The sequence below is a fragment of the Micromonospora sp. NPDC003197 genome (genome assembly GCF_053590565.1).
On sequence record NZ_JBSFTE010000008.1, the window covers coordinates 165,459 to 183,462 of the forward strand.

Annotated in this window: 12 protein-coding genes and 1 pseudogene; 3 read left to right on the plus strand and 10 right to left on the minus strand. The window is 68.8% G+C overall.

Going from position 1 to position 18,004, the window contains the following annotated elements:
* Positions 1 to 128: 128 nt before the first annotated feature.
* The 3 genes and pseudogenes from ACWDV4_RS11710 to nrdR all read right to left on the minus strand — a co-directional run bounded on the left by ACWDV4_RS11710 (position 129) and on the right by nrdR (position 4,926).
* Complete coding sequence (locus ACWDV4_RS11710; RefSeq protein ID WP_449977220.1) at positions 129 to 2,354, minus strand: TSCPD domain-containing protein; 2,226 nt, start codon at positions 2,352 to 2,354, stop codon at positions 129 to 131.
* A pseudogene (locus tag ACWDV4_RS11715) lies at positions 2,328 to 4,307 on the minus strand (vitamin B12-dependent ribonucleotide reductase); the annotation flags it as partial. The pseudogene ACWDV4_RS11715 and the gene ACWDV4_RS11710, both read right to left, overlap by 27 nt.
* Before the next feature lie 67 nt (positions 4,308 to 4,374).
* On the minus strand, positions 4,375 to 4,926 hold the full coding sequence (gene nrdR / locus ACWDV4_RS11720) for a transcriptional regulator NrdR (RefSeq protein ID WP_449977222.1): 552 nt from the start codon (positions 4,924 to 4,926) through the stop codon (positions 4,375 to 4,377).
* 619 nt (positions 4,927 to 5,545) lie between these two features.
* On the opposite strand from nrdR, the gene lexA reads away from it, so the two are divergent.
* On the plus strand, positions 5,546 to 6,331 hold the full coding sequence (gene lexA / locus ACWDV4_RS11725; RefSeq protein ID WP_449977060.1) for a transcriptional repressor LexA: 786 nt from the start codon (positions 5,546 to 5,548) through the stop codon (positions 6,329 to 6,331).
* A gap of 103 nt (positions 6,332 to 6,434) precedes the next feature.
* Here lexA and ACWDV4_RS11730 read toward each other — a convergent pair whose 3' ends face one another.
* Entirely contained in the window at positions 6,435 to 8,075 is a 1,641-nt protein-coding gene (locus ACWDV4_RS11730) for a hypothetical protein (RefSeq protein WP_449977063.1), read from the minus strand.
* Positions 8,076 to 8,139: 64 nt separating this feature from the next.
* Complete coding sequence (gene hflX, locus ACWDV4_RS11735) at positions 8,140 to 9,576, minus strand: GTPase HflX (protein ID WP_449977065.1); 1,437 nt, start codon at positions 9,574 to 9,576, stop codon at positions 8,140 to 8,142.
* A gap of 310 nt (positions 9,577 to 9,886) precedes the next feature.
* Here hflX and ACWDV4_RS11740 point away from each other — a divergent pair, with 310 nt between their 5' ends.
* On the plus strand, positions 9,887 to 11,368 hold the full coding sequence (locus ACWDV4_RS11740) for a malic enzyme-like NAD(P)-binding protein (RefSeq protein ID WP_449977068.1): 1,482 nt from the start codon (positions 9,887 to 9,889) through the stop codon (positions 11,366 to 11,368).
* 76 nt (positions 11,369 to 11,444) lie between these two features.
* Here the strand turns inward: ACWDV4_RS11740 and dapF are convergent, their stop codons facing one another.
* The 3 genes from dapF to ACWDV4_RS11755 are packed head-to-tail and all read right to left on the minus strand — an operon-like array spanning position 11,445 to position 14,070.
* Positions 11,445 to 12,329 carry a diaminopimelate epimerase gene (dapF, locus tag ACWDV4_RS11745; RefSeq protein ID WP_449977071.1) on the minus strand — a complete coding sequence of 295 codons (885 nt, stop codon included), beginning with the start codon at positions 12,327 to 12,329 and terminating at the stop codon, positions 11,445 to 11,447.
* Positions 12,330 to 12,376: 47 nt separating this feature from the next.
* Positions 12,377 to 13,294 (minus strand): tRNA (adenosine(37)-N6)-dimethylallyltransferase MiaA, encoded by a 918-nt coding sequence (miaA, locus tag ACWDV4_RS11750; RefSeq protein ID WP_449977073.1) that lies wholly within the window; start codon positions 13,292 to 13,294, stop codon positions 12,377 to 12,379.
* Positions 13,279 to 14,070 (minus strand): hypothetical protein, encoded by a 792-nt coding sequence (locus tag ACWDV4_RS11755; protein WP_449977075.1) that lies wholly within the window; start codon positions 14,068 to 14,070, stop codon positions 13,279 to 13,281. The genes miaA and ACWDV4_RS11755 overlap by 16 nt, the downstream gene beginning before the upstream one ends.
* A gap of 209 nt (positions 14,071 to 14,279) precedes the next feature.
* Between ACWDV4_RS11755 and ACWDV4_RS11760 the strand changes: the two genes are divergently transcribed.
* On the plus strand, positions 14,280 to 15,488 hold the full coding sequence (locus tag ACWDV4_RS11760; RefSeq protein ID WP_449977077.1) for a DUF349 domain-containing protein: 1,209 nt from the start codon (positions 14,280 to 14,282) through the stop codon (positions 15,486 to 15,488).
* A 366-nt stretch (positions 15,489 to 15,854) separates the two neighbouring features.
* Here ACWDV4_RS11760 and ACWDV4_RS11765 read toward each other — a convergent pair whose 3' ends face one another.
* Both ACWDV4_RS11765 and miaB read right to left on the minus strand, forming a co-directional pair.
* Complete coding sequence (locus tag ACWDV4_RS11765) at positions 15,855 to 16,193, minus strand: hypothetical protein (protein WP_449977079.1); 339 nt, start codon at positions 16,191 to 16,193, stop codon at positions 15,855 to 15,857.
* 207 nt (positions 16,194 to 16,400) lie between these two features.
* Complete coding sequence (gene miaB, locus ACWDV4_RS11770; protein WP_449977082.1) at positions 16,401 to 17,900, minus strand: tRNA (N6-isopentenyl adenosine(37)-C2)-methylthiotransferase MiaB; 1,500 nt, start codon at positions 17,898 to 17,900, stop codon at positions 16,401 to 16,403.
* Positions 17,901 to 18,004: the final 104 nt, after the last annotated feature.

Below are 18,004 nucleotides of genomic sequence, written 5' to 3' on the forward strand. Positions count from 1 at the left end.
ACGAAGATAATGATGAATCCCGCAACTGTCCCTGCGGAGCATCGATCAGCACACGCGTCTGTTGCGTCATACAGCAAAGGGATGTCCCCCGGACGTCAACAGTCCGGGGGACATCCCTTTGATCAGGCTCAGCTGCAGCCGGAGGTGGAGCCGCAGCCCTCGCAGACGTAGCAGCTACCGGCCGGACGCATCTTCGTACCGCAGGTGAAGCAGAGCGGCGCGTCGGCGGCCTTGCCGATCACCGATTCCAGCAGTTCGGTGGAGGAACCCACCTGCGGTGCCGGCCTGGCCGCGACCACCTCGACCTCGGCCGCCGAGTCGGACTTCTCGGCCACCGGCGCAGACGCGGCCATCGCGGTCAGGTCCAACCCGCTCTCCGCCTCGGCCTCCGCCCGGACCTGCGCGGCCCGCTCGGCAGCGGTGAAGATGCCCAACTCGGCCCGCTCGTCGTACGGCAGGAAGTCCAGCGCCAGCCGACGGAAGATGTAGTCCATCACCGAGGCCGCCATCCGGATGTCCGGGTCGTCGGTCATCCCGGCCGGCTCGAAGCGCATGTTGGTGAACTTGCTGACGTACGTCTCCAGCGGCACGCCGTACTGGAGGCCGATCGAGATGGCCACCGAGAAGGCGTCCATCACCCCGGCCAGCGTCGAGCCCTGCTTGGACATCTTGAGGAAGACCTCGCCCAGCCCGTCGTCCGGGTAGGAGGACGCGGTGAGGTAGCCCTCGGCCCCGCCGACCGAGAAGGACACCGTCGACGACGGGCGCTTCTTCGGCAGCCGCTTGCGCACCGGCCGGTATTCGACGACCTTCTCGACCGTCTTCTCCGCCCCTGCCGAGACCACCTCGGTCGTCTTCGCCGCCTCGGCGGCCTTCGCCGGCTTGGCAACTGACAGCGGCTGGCCCACCTTGCAGTTGTCCCGGTAGATCGCCAGCGCCTTCAGGCCCAGCTTCCAGCCCTCGAAGTAGATCTGCTCGACGTCCTCGACCGTCGCCGCCTCCGGCATGTTGACGGTGTTGTGGTTCATGATGCCGTTGGCGACGAATGCGTGGGTCTCCGGCACAGACAGGTCGAACACCTCGCGCTCGCCCGCGTCCACCACAGCGGCCACCGGCGAGAAGTGCAGGTTGCCCTCGAGTACCTGACGCAGCCACTTCGGTAGTTCCACGCCGGGCAGGCTCGCGACTCGCTCCACCGTCCGGCGGGTGACCTGCTTTGTACGGGGGTCGAGCAGGAACGCGAAGTCGCTCCGCTGACCGCGGACGCCGTTGCGGCCCGGCTTACCGGCCGGGATCAACTCGTACAACTCGTGACCGGTAATCCCCGGCACCACATCCGCCGTACCTGAGCCGTAGGACTCGGTGAGGTACCGCGCCGCAGCGGTAGCCTTGTCCGGCTCCAGGAACGGCACCAGGCTCGCCATGAGCTGGCCCTGGAATCCCGCCGCGTACACCTCGTCGTACGACTTGTCGTACTCGGCGTTGTACTTGCTGACCCGACCGTGGACGATACCCAAGTTGGTCAGCACCGCCTGCAGATCGTCCAGCAGGGCGGGGCTGTCCAGGCAGATCGCCCACTTGGGTGCGGTGGCGGTGGTCACGTAGGCGTCCAACGACAGCCCCTGCAGGAAGGCGAGCACCATCGAGCGGGGCGAACGCAGCACGGCATCCGGAATACGCTTCTCCGATGCCCGCGAGCCACAACCCAACGCCGTCATGAACTCCACGACGGCCTTCGAGGACATCACTACCGCCGGGCACTTGCCGGGCTGCCGCTCGATGCGGGCGGCCACTCCGAACAGGTCACGCCACGCGGCCTGCACCCGCTCCAGCACCGCGTCCACCGAGTTGGTGATCGTCACGGTCCACGTACTGCGGGTGGTGTGCCCCTCCGCAGCGTAGGCACCCAGCAGGAAGGCGAGCTCCTCGCTCATCTCCTGGGGAAGCGTCACCGTCTTCTGGTTGCCGTACGGTGCGGACACCTCGATGTCCCGCAGGCTGGCCGGCAGTGTCGCCCACATCTCGGCTCCGTACTGGATGGCCACGAAGTCGCCCTGCTGGATCTCGCCCAGCGTCTTCCAGGTCAGGCCTTCATCGCCGCTGGTCAGCAGGCGGTGCGGGAAGGTGCCGGTTACGGTGTGCCCCGACCGTAGGGTCACCGTACGCACCGGACGGACGCCGCCATAGTAGAAGGCGTCGGTCTTGCGGTAACCATCTAGCGAAGAAATCTCCAGGTTCTCCGCGCGGAAGGTGTCCTCGGCCTCCCCCCGGTGCAGGCCGCCGATGCGGATCAGCCCCTCACCCGAGGCGATCAGCGTCTCGCCGACAACGCATTTGGAGATGGCACCGGAGATGAACGGCTGGACCGCCGCCATCATCCGTACGTGGCCCATCGGCGCGATCGAGCGCTCGCCCATCGCGCAGTCGAAGATGGCGTAGTGCTCGGTCTTCAGGCCCGGCGCGTCAACAACGTGGCCGTGGTCACCGATGTACTCGACGACCGCCTCGACCTGCTCCTCCGGGTAGCCAATGCTGCGCAGCGCGCGCGGCACAGTCTGGTTGACGATCTGCATCGAGCCGCCGCCGACCAGCTTCTTGAACTTGACCAGCGCCAGGTCCGGCTCGACCCCGGTGGTGTCACAGTCCATCATAAGACCTATTGTCCCAGTTGGTGCAAGTACGCTAGCTTGGGCGTTTCTGTACCCTTTTACCTCACCGATCTTGTTGCCGAGCTGCCACTGCTTGGTCGACTCGCGGACGATCTCGGTGGCCACCACACCGGTCGGCTTGATCTCGTCGTTAGCGGCGGCGTGCTTGCGCATGACCCGCTTGTGCGGCTCGGCGTTACGGGCGTAGCCGTCGTACGCGCCGACGACGCCGGCCAGCTCAGCCGAGCGGCGGTACGCCGTACCGGTCATCAGCGAGGTGATCGCGGCAGCCAGCGAACGACCGGCCTCCGAGTCGTACGGCAGGGCCGAGGCCATCAGCAGCGCGCCGAGGTTGGCGTAGCCGATGCCGAGCTGCCGGTACGCCCGGGTGGTCTCACCGATCCGCTCGGTCGGGAAGTCGGCGAAGCAGATCGAGATGTCCATCGCGGTGATGACGAACTCGACCGACTTGACGAACTTCTCCACCTCGAACCCGCCGTCGGCCCGCAGGAACTTCATCAGGTTCAGCGAGGCCAGGTTGCACGAGGAGTTGTCCAGGTGCAGGTATTCGGAGCACGGGTTGGAGGCGGTGATCCGGCCGGTCTCCGGGCAGGTGTGCCAGTCGTTGATCGTGTCGTCGTACTGCAGGCCCGGGTCGGCGCACTCCCAGGCGGCCTGCGAGATCTTGCGGAACAGGTCGCGGGCGTCGATGGTCTCGATGACCGAGCCGTCCAGCCGGCCGCGCAGGTCGAACTTGCCGTGCTCGTCCACGGCCCGCATGAACTCGTCGGATACCCGGACCGAGTTGTTGGCGTTCTGGTATTGCACGCTGACGATGTCCGAACCACCGAGGTCCATGTCGAACCCGGCGTCCCGCAACGCGCGGATCTTGTCCTCCTCGCGCGCCTTCGTCACCACGAACTCTTCGATGTCCGGGTGGTCGACGTCGAGGATGACCATCTTGGCCGCCCGCCGGGTGGCCCCGCCGGACTTGATGGTGCCGGCCGAGGCGTCCGCACCGCGCATGAAGCTGACCGGACCGGAGGCGGTGCCGCCGCTGGAGAGCAGCTCCCGGGAGGACCGGATCCGAGACAGGTTGACCCCGGAGCCGGAGCCGCCCTTGAAGATCAGCCCCTCCTCCTTGTACCAGTCGAGGATGGAATCCATCGAATCATCCACAGAAAGGATGAAACACGCGGATACCTGCTGGGGCGAGGTGGTGCCCACGTTGAACCAGACCGGCGAGTTGAAGCTGAACACCTGGTGCAGCAGCATCCAGGTCAGCTCCTGCTCGAACACCTCGGCGTCGGCCGGGCTGGCGAAGTAGCCGTGCTGCTCCCCCGCCGCCCGGTAGGTCTTCACCACCCGGTCGATGAGCTGCCGCAGCGACCACTCCCGCTCCGGCGTACCGACGGCCCCCCGGAAGTACTTGGTGGTGACGATGTTGGCCGCGTTGACGCTCCACGCCTCGGGGAACTCGACCCCGCGCTGCTCGAAGTTGATCGAGCCGTCCCGCCAGTTGGTCATCACGACGTCGCGACGTTCCCACGCCACCTCGTCGTACGGGTGCACCCCCTCGGTGGTCCAGACCCGCTCGACCTTCAGGCCCGTCGCGGCCCGGGATCGTCCCTTACCTGTTGTCACGCCTTCCCCCGCCATCTCATTCGCCCCCTCGCGTGCGCGCGGCCGACCGCCGCGCAATCGACTTGATCAAAAAGAACGGAAACTAATTGGTACGACCAGCGGCCGGTGCCGTGGCGGCCGGTTCACTCCCGGCGTCGGCTCCGGCCGTCGGCGCGGTCTGGTCGGCCGAAGCAGCCTGGGCTCGGGCCACCGCAGCGGCTCGCAGCATCTCGATCTCGCGCTCGAAGTCGGCCAGCGAGTCGAACGAGCGGTAGACGCTGGCGAAGCGCAGATAGGCGACCTCGTCCAGCTCGCGCAGTGGTCCGAGGATCGCCAGCCCCACATCGTGGCTGGGGAGTTCGGCGGCCCCCTTGGCCCGTACCGTCTCCTCCACCCGCTGGGCGAGCAGGGCGATCGAATCCTCGTCCACGGGTCGCCCCTGGCAGGCCTTGCGGACCCCCCCGACGATCTTGGTCCGACTGAACGGCTCGGTGACCCCGCTGCGCTTGACGACGGCGAGCACCGCCTCCTCGACCGTGGTGAACCGCTTGCCGCACTCCGGGCAGGCCCGCCGGCGGCGGATCAGCTGACCGTCGTCGGCCTCGCGCGAGTCGACGACCCGGGAATCGGCATGGCGGCAGTACGGGCACCGCATCATCGACCTCCTCGCTTAGCGCACGGCGTACCGCCCGCCGGGCAGCCGGAAGCCTCGGCGACACCGGTATGGTGGTACGCCGTTGGGCTGACTGTACGCGGGAGCGGTGGGTAGTTAACCCCAACCAGTGGGCAACTTACACGCCTGTGACTACTACATCTTGGGTTTGAACCGTAAGCCGCAGAGGACTTCCGGTCAAGTTGACCCGCGTGGGCGTGACATGCCTTTCACCCTCCCAACACCCCAGGCCAACGGACGGTTACCCATGGCCACAAAACAACCTCGCCCCACCACAGAACGCCCGCGGCCTGCCGCCGGACAATCGCGGCTACCGCTGGGCAATCGGCCTGCCGCGAGCAAACAAACGTCGACCCTTACTGGCAAATACCGCCAACCGGACAGCCCGACGTACGATTGGCGTATCAGAACGGGTGTTCGAATGTGGGCGTTTGACCTGCGACACGCCGCAGCAGGTCGTACAGATGTTTGAAAATAGCCGATCTCACCTATACGGTCGTGAACAACCAACGTCGGCCCGCTCATTCGGCGATCCGACGTCACGTTGCCATCACGCACCACGAGCCGCCGAGGCATTCATCGCCGACCAGGGAGGACGGACGTGTCGACCGACGACCGGACGAGCCGGCAGGACCACTCACCGCAGACCGTCGCCGACACCGTGACCACACGCCGTCGGAGCGGAGCCCGGGCCCGGAGCACCGAGCCGACGCTGCGGGCCGTCACCCCCGTGGTGAGTACATTTCCCGACCCGGCCAGCACCGACCTGACCACCCGGCAGCGCCGGATCCTGGAGTTCATCCGCAGCTGGGTGGAACGCCACGGCTATCCGCCGAGCGTTCGCGAGATCGGCGAGGCGGTCGGACTGGTCTCCCCGTCGAGCGTCGCCTACCAGCTCAAGGAATTGGAACGGAAGGGCTTCCTGCGGCGCGACCCCAACCGCCCCCGGGCCGTGGACGTACGCCCACCCAGCGACCTGCTCGACGACGAGAACAGCCGGTCACAGCGACCCAAGCCGGCGTACGTGCCGATGCTGGGTCGGATCGCCGCTGGTGGGCCGATCCTCGCAGAGCAGGCGGTGGAGGACATCTTCCCGCTGCCGCGCGAGCTCGTCGGCGAGGGCGAGGTCTTCATGCTCCAGGTCAAGGGCGACTCGATGCTGGACGCCGCGATCTGCGACGGTGACTGGGTGGTCGTGCGCCAGCAGCCGACGGCGGACGTCGGAGACATCGTCGCGGCGATGCTCGACGGTGAGGCGACGGTCAAGACCTACCGCCGTCGGGACGGGCACGTCTGGTTGATGCCGCAGAACTCCGCATTCGACCCGATCCCCGGTGACGATGCGACCATCATGGGCCGCGTGGTGGCGGTACTACGCCGAATCTGACCCTCGAGCCGACTCTTCTGACCGACGACCGGACCCGTCCGCGATCCGGATCGGCAACCGTTGGGGCGGCGCGCCGAACGTAGCTCGGCGCGCCGCTACCAAGTCAGCGATAACGCTCGTCGCGGTAGCCGCCTGGCTCGGGTGGGTTCGGCCCGCGCCGGCCGCCGTCGTCAGGACCGCGCCCGCCTCCCGGCCGCCCCGAGCCGGGGCCACGCCCACCACCGGCCGGTCGGCCGTCGCCGTGGTAACCGCCCGAGGGCGTACGCCCCGGAGCCTGACTGCCCCCGTACACCCCGCCGGGGGATGAACCGCCGTAGACCGCACCGCCGTCGGAACGGCCACCGCCGTACACCCCGCCGGTACGCCCTCCCGGCTCCTGACCACGTGGCCGCTGGCTGTCCGCTGCTTCCGGTCGTTGGGCCGCGCCCCGGACGTTCCCCCCACGGCTCGGGACGAAGGACGATTCCGGCTGATCCCCTGGGCCGGCCTGCCGCCCGAACCAGGCATCCTGGTCGTCCCGTCGGCCGGGCGCACCGCCCCGCTCGCCGCGCCGGTCCGGTGCCCCGCCCCGCTCGCCACGCTGGTCCGATGGGTCACCATCACCGACCGCGCCCGGCGGACCGGATCCGTCATTCTTCTTTCCCCGGCGGCTCGGTTCGGGAGCGCGAGGGTTGCGTCGGGCCCGGATGATCCCGAAAACGCCCAGACCGACCAGCACCACGCCGAACAGACCCACTCCGATGATCAGATAGGTGACGTCGTCGAGGTCGATCTTGTCCATCCATGACCGCTCGTCGGTGGACTTCTCCGCCTCCTCCTTGGTGTCCGCAGCCAACGTCTTCGACGGCGTATAGCTCAGGATGGTCACCGGAGTGTCGTCACCCAGATTGCCGGCGTCGGAAACGGTTAGGAAGGTGGCCCCATCCGGGGTGTAGGTGATGGATTCCCCGAACGGATCACTGAGCGGGGTGACCCGGGGCCGGCCCGTCGTCAACGCCTTGACGATGTCGCCGTTGGTCACGTCGTACTCGAAGGCGTCCGCATAGGTGCGTACCACCACGCGGGCCCCGTCAGGCGATCGGGCCGCACCAGTGATGGCGACCCGCCCGGCCGCCTGGAGCGGGTTCTCGGTGGTCGTCTTTGGAACGGTCAACTCGCCGACCCGCTTCAGCGCTACCGGTTCGGTGTTGTTGGCGGGTACCGGGGCAGTAGGCGTGAAGATCTCCGCCTTACCGGTCGACTTGGTGATGATGATGGGAAGGTTGTCGTCGCCCATGATGAGGGCTTCCGCGTCCCGGGGCTTGTCATCCTCGTAGCGGAGGCGGTGCAGTACCGGCTTCTTGGAGCCATCCGCCGGCATGCTCCACAGCACCACCCTCGTCCGCCGCTCGCTGCTGGTGGCGTTGTCACCGATGTCGGCGATCCACAGCGTCTTACGGTCGGCTGACAGGGCCAGATCCTCGGTGTCGAACGGACCGTTGCCGCTGTATTCGACCGATTTGCTGCCCTTGCAATTGCTGTCGAGGTAGAAGACCTTCTTGCGGCTCTCGATCTCGGTGCCATCGTTGACAACGATGTACCCGTCTTCGGTAGCCACCAGACCCGACAACTCGCGCAGTCGGGGATCGTTGATCGTGCAGACCTTCTTGCCAGGCTCCACGGCGAGCACGGGTGTGCCGGTCGCGACCAGAGTCACGCCAATCATGCCGAGGGATAACGCGATCGAGGACACACTACGCCGCATTCGCTCAGTGTCGCACGATGCCTTCGATCGTCGCGGCGCAGCGTAATCCATAACCGTGGGTGCGTTACCGAGCACTTTCCATTACCCGGTACGGCGCCAACTCCGCCGCCAGCGCCTCGTCGACCCGTACGTGCAGCACCGTCCCCTCACCGGTGTGTGTGCTGCCGAGCACCTCACCCCGCTGGTGCACCCGGGCGACCAGGTCGCCCCGGTCGTACGGGAGGACCGCGCGTACCTCGACCGCAGGACGGGGCAGCCGGCTCTCGATCGCCGTACGCAGCTCGTCGATGCCCCGGCCGGCTCGGGCGGACACGAACACCGCCTCGGGCCACTCCCGCTTGAGCCGTAGCAGGGTTTCCTCGTCGGCCGCGTCGGTCTTGTTGACCACCAGCAGTTCGGGCAGCCGGTCGGCCCCCACCTCGGCAAGTACCTCGCGGACCGCCCGGACCTGCTCCTCCGGGTCCGGATGGGCTCCGTCGACCACGTGCACGACGAGATCGGCGTCGGCCACCTCCTCCAGCGTCGAGCGGAACGCCTCGACGATCTGGTGTGGCAGGTGCCGGACGAATCCGACCGTGTCCGACAGGGTGTAGACCCGCCCGTCCGCCGCGTACGCCCGACGTGTGGTCGGGTCCAGGGTGGCGAAGAGCGCGTCCTCCACCAGCACCCCGGCGCCGGTCAGCCGGTTCAACAGGCTGGACTTGCCGGCATTGGTGTAACCGGCGATGGCCACCGCCGGCACCGCGTTACGGGAGCGCCGGGAGCGCTTGGTCTGCCGTACGGTGCGCATGCCCTTGATCTCCCGCCGCAGGCGGGCGATTCGGGTGCGGATCCGTCGGCGGTCGGTCTCCAGCTTGGTCTCACCGGGACCACGCAGACCCACACCACCACCGGCACCACCCACCCGGGCGCTACCACCGCTCTGCCGGGACAGGCTCTCACCCCAACCCCGCAGCCGGGGCAACAGGTATTCGAGCTGGGCCAGCTCGACCTGCGCCTTACCTTCCTTGCTCTTGGCGTGCTGGGCGAAGATGTCCAGGATCAGGGCGGTCCGGTCGACCACCTTGACCTTGGTCCGCTGCTCCAGGTTGCGCAGCTGGGACGGGGACAGCTCCCCGTCGCAGATCACTGTGTCCGCCCCGGTGGAGAGGACCACCGCGCCCAGGTCGTCGACCTTGCCCCGACCGATGTAGGTGGCCGGGTCAGGCCGGGTACGCCGTTGGATCAGCCCTTCCAGGACCTGGGATCCGGCGGTCTCGGCGAGCGCGGCGAGCTCGGTGAGGGAGTTCTCCGCGTCGGTGACCGAACCCTCGGTCCACACGCCGACCAGAACCACCCGTTCCAGCCGCAACTGCCGGTATTCGACCTCGGTGACGTCGGTGAGCTCGGTGGACAAGCCGGCAACGCGGCGCAGCGCCTGGCGATCCTCCAGCTCCAGCTCACCGGTGGTGGCGGCGAGTTCTTCGTCCGCCGTGGGAACGAAGCTCTCCTGGTGTCGCAAGCTGCTCTCCTGTCCGTTTGGTCCGTGCCGACCAATCCTGACACGCATGGTCGCCGGACGCACCCGCTATATTCGCCCGACTCTGCGCCGTGCTGGCTGATGAGTTTCCCCCGATGGGGCAACGCAAAGCTCGGCTGCGTGACCTGCCCAACTCTCCCGTCCCGGCGGACCTATGGCAACGTTGACCAACAGCGCCCGAAATGCCGGAATTTCGGGACTAACCCGGGGTGCTGACAGAGCCCAAACGGTGCCGGGGAAGAATGCCAGAGCGGCGGCCGACCGACCGCCCCACCACAAACGGAGGGATCACGTGGCGACCACCCGCCTGCCGAGCGCCGGATTCTCGATCACCATCCGAATCGGCGTCACCGCCGACGCCTCGGCCATCGGCCGGCTGACCACCTGCGTAGGGGAAGCTGGTGCGATCGTCACCGCGCTGGACGTGGTGGACTCCGACCCGACGACCGTAATCGTCGACCTCACCTGCGACACCGCCGACTCCGGTCACGCCGACCAGGTGGTCGCGGCGTTGTCCGCCCTGGACGGGGTGGATGTCCGCAAGGTCTCCGACCGGACGTTCCTGCTACACCTCGGCGGCAAGATCGAGGTCGCGCCCAAGGTGGCGTTGCGTACCCGTGACGAGCTGTCCCGGGCGTACACCCCGGGGGTCGCCCGGGTCTGCCTGGCCATCGCGGAGAACCCGGCCGACGCCCGCCGGCTGACCATCAAGCGCAACACGGTCGCGGTCGTTACCGACGGCACGGCAGTGCTCGGCCTGGGCGACATCGGCCCGGCGGCGGCGCTACCGGTCATGGAGGGCAAGGCGGCACTGTTCAAGCGGTTCGGCGGGGTGGACGCCTGGCCGGTGGTGCTGGACACCACGGACCCGGACGAGATCGTCTCGATCGTGCGCGCCATCGCCCCCGGGTACGGCGGGATCAACCTGGAGGACATCGCCGCGCCGCGCTGCTTCGAGATCGAGGCGCGGCTGCGGGAGCTGCTGGACATCCCGGTCTTCCACGACGACCAGCACGGCACCGCGATCTGCGTCCTGGCCGCGCTGACCAACGCGCTGCGGGTGGTGGGCAAGCAGCTCGCCGACGTACGGGTGGTCGTCTCCGGCGCCGGCGCCGCTGGTACGGCGATCATGAAACTGCTGCTCCGCCAGGGCGTCGGCGACATCATCGCGTACGACCGGCAGGGTGCCCTGCACCGTGGGCTGTCCGACCTCAACCCGGCCTGGCAGTGGCTGGCCGAGAACACCAACAAGGACAACTACTCCGGTGACCTGGCCGGGGCGGTCCGGGGTGCGGACGTGTTCATCGGGGTGAGCGCCCCCAACCTGCTCACTGGCGACGACATCGCCGCCATGGCCAAGGACTCGATCGTCTTCGCGCTGGCCAACCCGGACCCCGAGGTCGACCCTCGGGAGGCCCGTAAGTACGCGGCGGTGGTAGCCACCGGCCGGTCCGACCAGCCCAACCAGATCAACAACGTCCTGGCCTTCCCGGGCGTCTTCCGCGGCATGCTCGACGCGCACGCCGAGGAGTTCACCGAGGAGATGGCGATCGCGGCGGCCCAGGCGATCGCCGACGTGGTGGGCGAAGACAAGATCAACCCGACGGTGATCGTGCCGAGCGTCTTCGATTCGCGGGTAGCCCCGGCAGTGGCCGCCGCGGTCCGGGCCGCCGCCCAGTTGCCGGCTCCCCCGCCGGCCGCCGACCCGGGCCCGGCCGACCTGCCGGAGATCGCCGCCGAGAACGCGGCTCCGGCCAACCCGCTCTCCAACTGATGTTAGGAAGGGCCCCTTCTTATCGCTTTTTGCATAAGAAGGGGCCCTTCCTAACATCGCAGCGCGGCTGGGGCTCCTAACACCGCAGCGCGGCTGGGTCGACCTCGCCGTGGGCGACCAGCACGGCCGGACCGGCGAGCCAGCAGCTTTCCTCGTCCAGGGTGATGGTCAGGCGGCCGCCGGGCACGTCGACGGCCACCTCTCCGGCGGCCAGACCGGCGTCCCGCAACGCCACCGCCGCGACGGCACAGGCCCCCGACCCGCAGGACAGCGTCTCGGTCGACCCCCGCTCGTAGACCCGCATCCGTACGTGCAGGTCGGCGCCCTCGACCGGCAGAGCCGGGGTGACGAACTCGACATTGACCCCGGCGGGAAAGAGCATCGGGTCGAATCCCGGCGCGCGACTGAGATCCAGGTCCGACAACTCGACGCCGTCGGGCAGGACACACACCAGATGCGGGTTGCCGCAGTCCACCGCCGTACCGGGCAGGGTCAGCCCGGCGACGGTGGCCGCCCCCTGGTCGTAGAGGCGGGGCAGCCGCATGTCGACCGCGATGTCCTGCTCACGAACCAGCGCACGCACCAGACCGGCCCGGGTAAGCACCGGCAGGCCACCATCGACCGGCTCGGCAAGCTTGGCATCGATCAAATAGCGGGTGAAGACCCGTACTCCGTTGCCGCACATCTCGGCGATGGAGCCATCGGCGTTCCAGTAGTCCATGAACCACTCCGCCGTACCCCCATCGGCGTCCGCGTCAGAGGCGGAGGCGCTCGAAGCGGCCAGACGGGCTGCTTCCGGATGGTGCGGGACGCGTACCACGCGCAGCACCCCGTCCGCGCCGATCCCACGCCGCCGGTCGCAGAGCGCGGCGACCAACTCCGCGGTGAGCGGGAGCTGCCTCTCCGGGTCGGGCAGGATGACGAAGTCGTTGCCGGTGCCGTGGCCCTTGGTGAACTTCACGGCTCCATCATTCCGGACCACTCCGCCCGCCCCACCACCGTCCCCGATCAACGAGCCGGTGCGCCCAGCGCCCCGAGCGCGGCGTCGAGCAGATCGGGACGGGCCGCGTCGAACCAGACGATGCCGGAATCACGGCGGAACCAGGACCGCTGCCGGCGGACGAACCGGCGGGTCGCCCGTACCGTCTCGGCGTGTGCCTCCGGCTCGGTCAGTTCCCCGTCGAGGAAGCGCAGCACCTGCTGGTAGCCCAGTGCCCGGCTGGCGGTACGTCCCTCGCGCAGTCCCCGGTCGACCAACGCCCGGGTCTCCTCGACCAGTCCGGCCGCCCACATCCGATCCACCCGGGTGGCGATCCGCTCGTCGAGCAGGGCGGTGTCCAGGTCGACGCCGAGCCGCACCGACTCGTAGTACGGCTTCGGATCGGGCAGGGACGCGGTGAACGGCGCACCGGTGAGCTCGATCACCTCCAGCGCCCGTACGATGCGTCGACCGTTGCCGGGTAGGATGTTCGCCGCGGCGGCCGGGTCGGCGGCGTGCAGCCGCTCGTACAACGGTGCCGGGCCGACCTCGGCCAGCTCCGCCTCCAGCCGCGCCCGCACTCCGGGGTCGGTGCCGGGGAACTCGAACTCCTCCAGTACCGCCCGGACGTACAGCCCGGAGCCGCCGACCAGCAACGGAACCCGCCCCCGGGCCAGGATGTCGTCCACGGCGGCGCGGGCCAGGCGCTGGTATTCGGCCACGCTCGCCGGTTCGGTCACGTCCCAGATGTCCAGCAGGTGGTGCGGCACCCCCTCGCGCTCGGCCGGGGTCAGCTTGGCCGTACCGATGTCCAGGTCCCGATAGAGCTGCATCGAGTCGGCGTTGACCACTTCACCGTCGAGCGCGTGGGCCAGGGCGATGCTCAACGCCGACTTGCCAGCTGCGGTCGGGCCGACGACCGCCACCACCGTCATGCCGGCAGCCATTCCGCGACGAAGTAGGCGACCCCGTAGGGCACCGCGTAGTAGGTGAGGTCGCCGCGCCACGCTCCGCCGGCCGCCCGGACCGCGCCGGCCAGCACCTGCCAGGGGGCACGACCGGCCACCAGCAGCTCCGCCGAAAGTCCCAGGTCCAGGCCGAGCAGGGCGTCCGGGTCCGCGCCGGCCAGGGCCGAGGCAACCCCATCGTCGTACGACCGGGCGCGCGGGTCGTCGTACCCGGGTGCCTTCTCGCCGTGGCAGGCGGACCCGTCCCCCATCACCAGCAGCGCCACCCGATGGTCAGGCTCGACGGCGCTGCCGGATCCCGCCCCGCTGACGGACCCGGTGCCGCTGACGGACCCGGTGCCGCTGACGGCGCCAGCGGCGAGCTGCGCTCCGATCCGGGCGCACGCGGCGGCCGGCTCGTCCGGCGCGACCGCCTGTCCGAGCCGTAGGCACTCGGCCCCGCCCCGGTGCATCAACCAGGCACCGACCTGCACGCTCAACGGCAGTCGCGGGCCCCCCGCACAGTTGACCTTCGACAGGTGGATCTGCCGGTCCAGCCCGTAGGGCCGCAGGCTGCCGTAGTCGGCGGCCCGCAGGCTGACAGTCTCGGGCCCACCACCCACCACGAAGATGACGTCCGGCTCGGCGGCCAGCAGTCGACCGACGGCGGCGTCGCAGGCGACGCGGAGATCGTCCAGCTCCGGGGCGGCCGCTCCGGCGATCTCCGGAACGATCAGGGGCGGATGTGGGCAGACAGCGGCGGCGACCAGTGGCACGCTCCCACCGTAGCCGGCAACGATTGACGGCCCGACTCCTACCGCCCCGACCCGGTCTAGGACACCGTATGGTCACGGTCGACCTTAGGCGCTCGACGGGGACCGGGTTGGACCTGTGACAATGCCGGGAGAAACTTTACGGTAACTGGCTGCGCAGCGGCGGTGATCGTCGGGACTTCCCGGCGACGCCGGGAGAACGAGGATGGCACATGAGCGACTGGACTGCCTTCGGACGGGTGGACGCGGACGGCACCGTGTACGTCAAGACGGCCGAGGGTGAGCGTGTGGTCGGTTCCTGGCAGGCCGGAGCGCCGGAGGAGGGGCTGGCACACTTCGCCCGCCGCTTCGCCGACCTGGTCACCGAGGTCGACTTGACTGAGGCCCGGCTCAACTCCGGGGCCGCCGACGCCGCGCATTCCCTGACCACAGTCCGCCGGATCCGCGCCTCGCTGGCCGAGGCTCACGTGGTCGGCGACATCGATACGCTCGCCGCCCGGCTGGACAAACTGGCCACCATCGCCGAGGAGAAGGCTGGCGAGGCGCGGGCCGCTCGCGAGGTGGCCCGTACCGAAGCCCTGGCCCGCAAGACGGCCCTGGTCGAGGAGGCCGAGAAGCTGGCCGCCGAGTCCACCGGTTGGAAGACCGCCGGGGATCGGCTCAAGGAGATCCTCGACGAGTGGAAGAGCATCCGGGGCGTCGACAAAAAGACCGACGGTGAGCTGTGGAAGCGGTTCGCTGCCGCCCGGGACGGCTTCACCCGGCGGCGCGGTGCCCACTTCGCCAGCCTGGACGCCCAGCGCAAGCAGGCGCAGGGCGAGAAGGAAGCATTGGTCACCGAGGCCGAGACGCTGTCCGAGTCGACCGACTGGGCGGCGACCGCCAACCGGCTCAAGGAGCTGATGACCCAGTGGAAGGCTGCTCCTCGGGCCGCCAAGGAGGCCGAGCAGAAGCTCTGGGAGCGGTTCCGCGCCGCCCAGGACGCCTTCTTCACCCGGCGTAGCGAGGTCTTCTCCGCTCGGGACTCCGAGCAGCGGGGCAACCTCGAACGCAAGCAGGCGCTGCTGGCCGAGGCCGAGGCGCTCGACGTCGACAGCGACCCTCGAGCGGCGCAGAACAAGCTGCGCGAGATCCAGGGCCAGTGGCACGAGGCGGGCCGGGTGCCCCGCGAGGCGGCAGCCAGCCTGGACCGGCGGATGCGGGCAGTGGACGAGAAGGTTCGGCAGGCGATGGACTCCGCGTGGCGGCGTACCGAGCCCTCGGCCAACCCGCTGCTGGCCCAGATGCGCGACCAGGTGGCCGAGGCCGAGCAGCGGCTCGCTCGGGCCCAGGCGGCCGGCGACGCCAAGCGGATCCGCGAGGCGGAGTCGGCGCTGGCCGCCAAGCGGCAGTTCCTCCAACTGGCGGAGAAGACTGCCTAGCACTTGATTCGGGGCGGTGTGCGCGGTTGGGTTCGGAGTGCCCGCGGTGGCGTGTGCTCAGGGCGGAGTGCGGTGGGGTTCGGGACGGAGTGCCCGCTCAGGGCGGTCAGGCTTGATCCCTTCGCTGGGCACTCCGCCCCGAACCCCAAGTTGGTGCCGTACCGCACGTCAGCTTGTCGTTTAATCTGTCCGTCACCGCAGCGCGGTGACGGACAGGTCTCTTTTGACGGTCTTGCCTGTTGGTCAGGCAAGACCGGTCGAGCTGCGAACGCGGGGACTGTCGATGTGGGGCACCCGGATTCGCCGCTCGACCACCGGTGCGGCTCTGCCTATCCGGTCGTAGTGCCGCGTACGGGGAACCTCAGGTCAGCAGGCCTTCACGGCGACGTTGTGAACCCTGCCTGCGAAGTTGTAGATCGTCACGACCTTGTCGCTAGGGAACGCCCGGACGCTGTACTTCTGCGCCGACGGCACCTTGAAGGTGCCCTTCCAGCCATTCGGTGCGGAAGCCTGATAGGTGACGTATTTGTCGGCGTTCGCGCCGCCCTTGTACACGATCCACAGTGTCCTGGCGCTACCGCAGTTGTTGGAGTACGCAATGTAACCGTAGGTCGCGGCGGACGCTGGGCCGGCCACGACGAGTGTGCCACTCAGGGCCAGCAGCAGGGATGCACCAGCAGTCGCAAGACGCGTTCGGAGTCGCACGAAGATCCTCCCACAGGGGTGATCGAACAAGATCTCCAAAGGGTACGTCGCGTGCGTCGGAGTTCGATACGGGAACGGACAGGTGTTAAACGGCAAGCTCGGGCCGGGCCGGACCGCATCTCGGCCCAGCCCGGAAGATCGGGGCAGCAGGCGCGGAACGGCGGCTGGACCAGCGTTCAATGCTGACTCAGCCGCCGTTGCGCGTTCTCAGCTGTCGAGGGAGCAGGCGGACGCCGGGGTCGGCGGTACGGCCGGCGCGCCGATCGTCGGCAGTCCAAGCAGCACTCCCGGCGTACGAGGGGTGCGGCCCGCCTCGGCGGCGTCGCCGGCCCGGGTACGCCGGTGCGACAGTGGCTCGCCGTCGGCGTTGAGGTGGTGCGGGGCGGCGTAGGTGACCGTGGTGTGCACGATGTCGCCCGGCCGGATCTGCCCGGCGTACGAGCCAGCGTCGAAGTGCACCAGTCGGCCGTCCCGGGCCCGGCCGGAGAGCCGTCCGGTCCGCTCGTCCTTGCGTCCCTCGCCGACCGCGACCAGGACCTCGACGGTCTCGCCCACCAGCTTCTTGTTCTCCGCCCAGGTGATCTCCTCGACGCAGGCGATCAGCCGCTCGTAGCGCTCCTGGACGACCTCCTTGGGCAGTTGGCCGTCCATGGTCGCGGCCGGGGTGCCGGGGCGCTTGGAGTACTGGAAGGTGAACGCGGAGGAGAACCGGGCCTCCCGTACCACGTCCAGGGTGCGCTGGAAGTCTGCCTCGGTCTCGCCGGGGAAGCCCACGATGATGTCGGTGGTGATCGCCGCGTCGGGCATCGCCGCACGTACCTTCTCGATGATCCCCAGATAGCGCTCGGCCCGGTACGACCGGCGCATCGCCCGCAGTACGTCGTCGGAGCCGGACTGCAACGGCATGTGCAGCGAGTGGCAGACGTTGGGCGTCTCGGCCATCGCCGCGATCACGTCGTCGGTGAAGTCCTTCGGGTGCGGGCTGGTGAAGCGGACGCGTTCCAGCCCTTCGATGTCGCCGCAGGCGCGCAGCAGCTTGCCGAAGGCGAGCCGGTCACCGAACTCGACGCCGTAGGAGTTGACGTTCTGGCCGAGCAGGGTCACCTCCGAAACGCCCTCGGCGACCAGGGCCCCTACCTCGGCGAGGATGTCGCCGGGGCGACGGTCCTTCTCCTTGCCCCGCAGCGAGGGCACGATGCAGAAGGTGCAGGTGTTGTTGCAGCCAACGGAGATCGACACCCAGCCGGCGTAGGTGGATTCGCGCCGGGCCGGCAGGGTGGACGGGAAGACGTCGAGGGATTCGAGGATCTCCACCTCGGCGGCGGTGTTGTGCCGGGCCCGGTCCAGCAGCACCGGCAGCGACCCGATGTTGTGGGTGCCGAAGACCACGTCGACCCAGGGCGCCTTGCGGACGATCTCGCCCCGGTCCTTCTGCGCCAGGCATCCCCCGACCGCGATCTGCATCCCGGGGTTCTTGTCCTTGACGGGGCGCAGGTGGCCGAGGTTGCCGTAGAGCCGGTTGTCGGCGTTCTCCCGTACCGCGCAGGTGTTGAAGATCATCACGTCGGGCTCGGCCGACTCGGCGGCCCGGACGTAACCGGCCTCCTCCAGCAGGCCGGAGATCCGCTCCGAGTCGTGCACGTTCATCTGGCAGCCGTAGGTGCGCACCTGGTAGGTGCGAGGGCTGTCCGGGGTTGCGGTAGTCATGGCCCTGACAGAGTATCCACAGAACCGGGATTCGCCTGCGCCGAGGACCGGGCGAGTAACGGTCGAGGACTGAGCGGGTAAATCAGGCGAGCAACGGTCGGGGA

What these genes read in the sequence shown, in the direction of transcription:
- nrdR (WP_449977222.1), bottom strand. Translation starts at nt 4,926, where the DNA reads ATGCGGTGCCCGTACTGCCGCCATGCCGATTCCCGGGTCGTCGACTCG.
- ACWDV4_RS11730 (WP_449977063.1), bottom strand. Translation starts at nt 8,075, where the DNA reads ATGCGGCGTAGTGTGTCCTCGATCGCGTTATCCCTCGGCATGATTGGC.
- miaA (WP_449977073.1), bottom strand. Translation starts at nt 13,294, where the DNA reads ATGGCTGCCGGCATGACGGTGGTGGCGGTCGTCGGCCCGACCGCAGCT.
- ACWDV4_RS11760 (WP_449977077.1), top strand. Translation starts at nt 14,280, where the DNA reads ATGAGCGACTGGACTGCCTTCGGACGGGTGGACGCGGACGGCACCGTG.
- miaB (WP_449977082.1), bottom strand. Translation starts at nt 17,900, where the DNA reads ATGACTACCGCAACCCCGGACAGCCCTCGCACCTACCAGGTGCGCACC.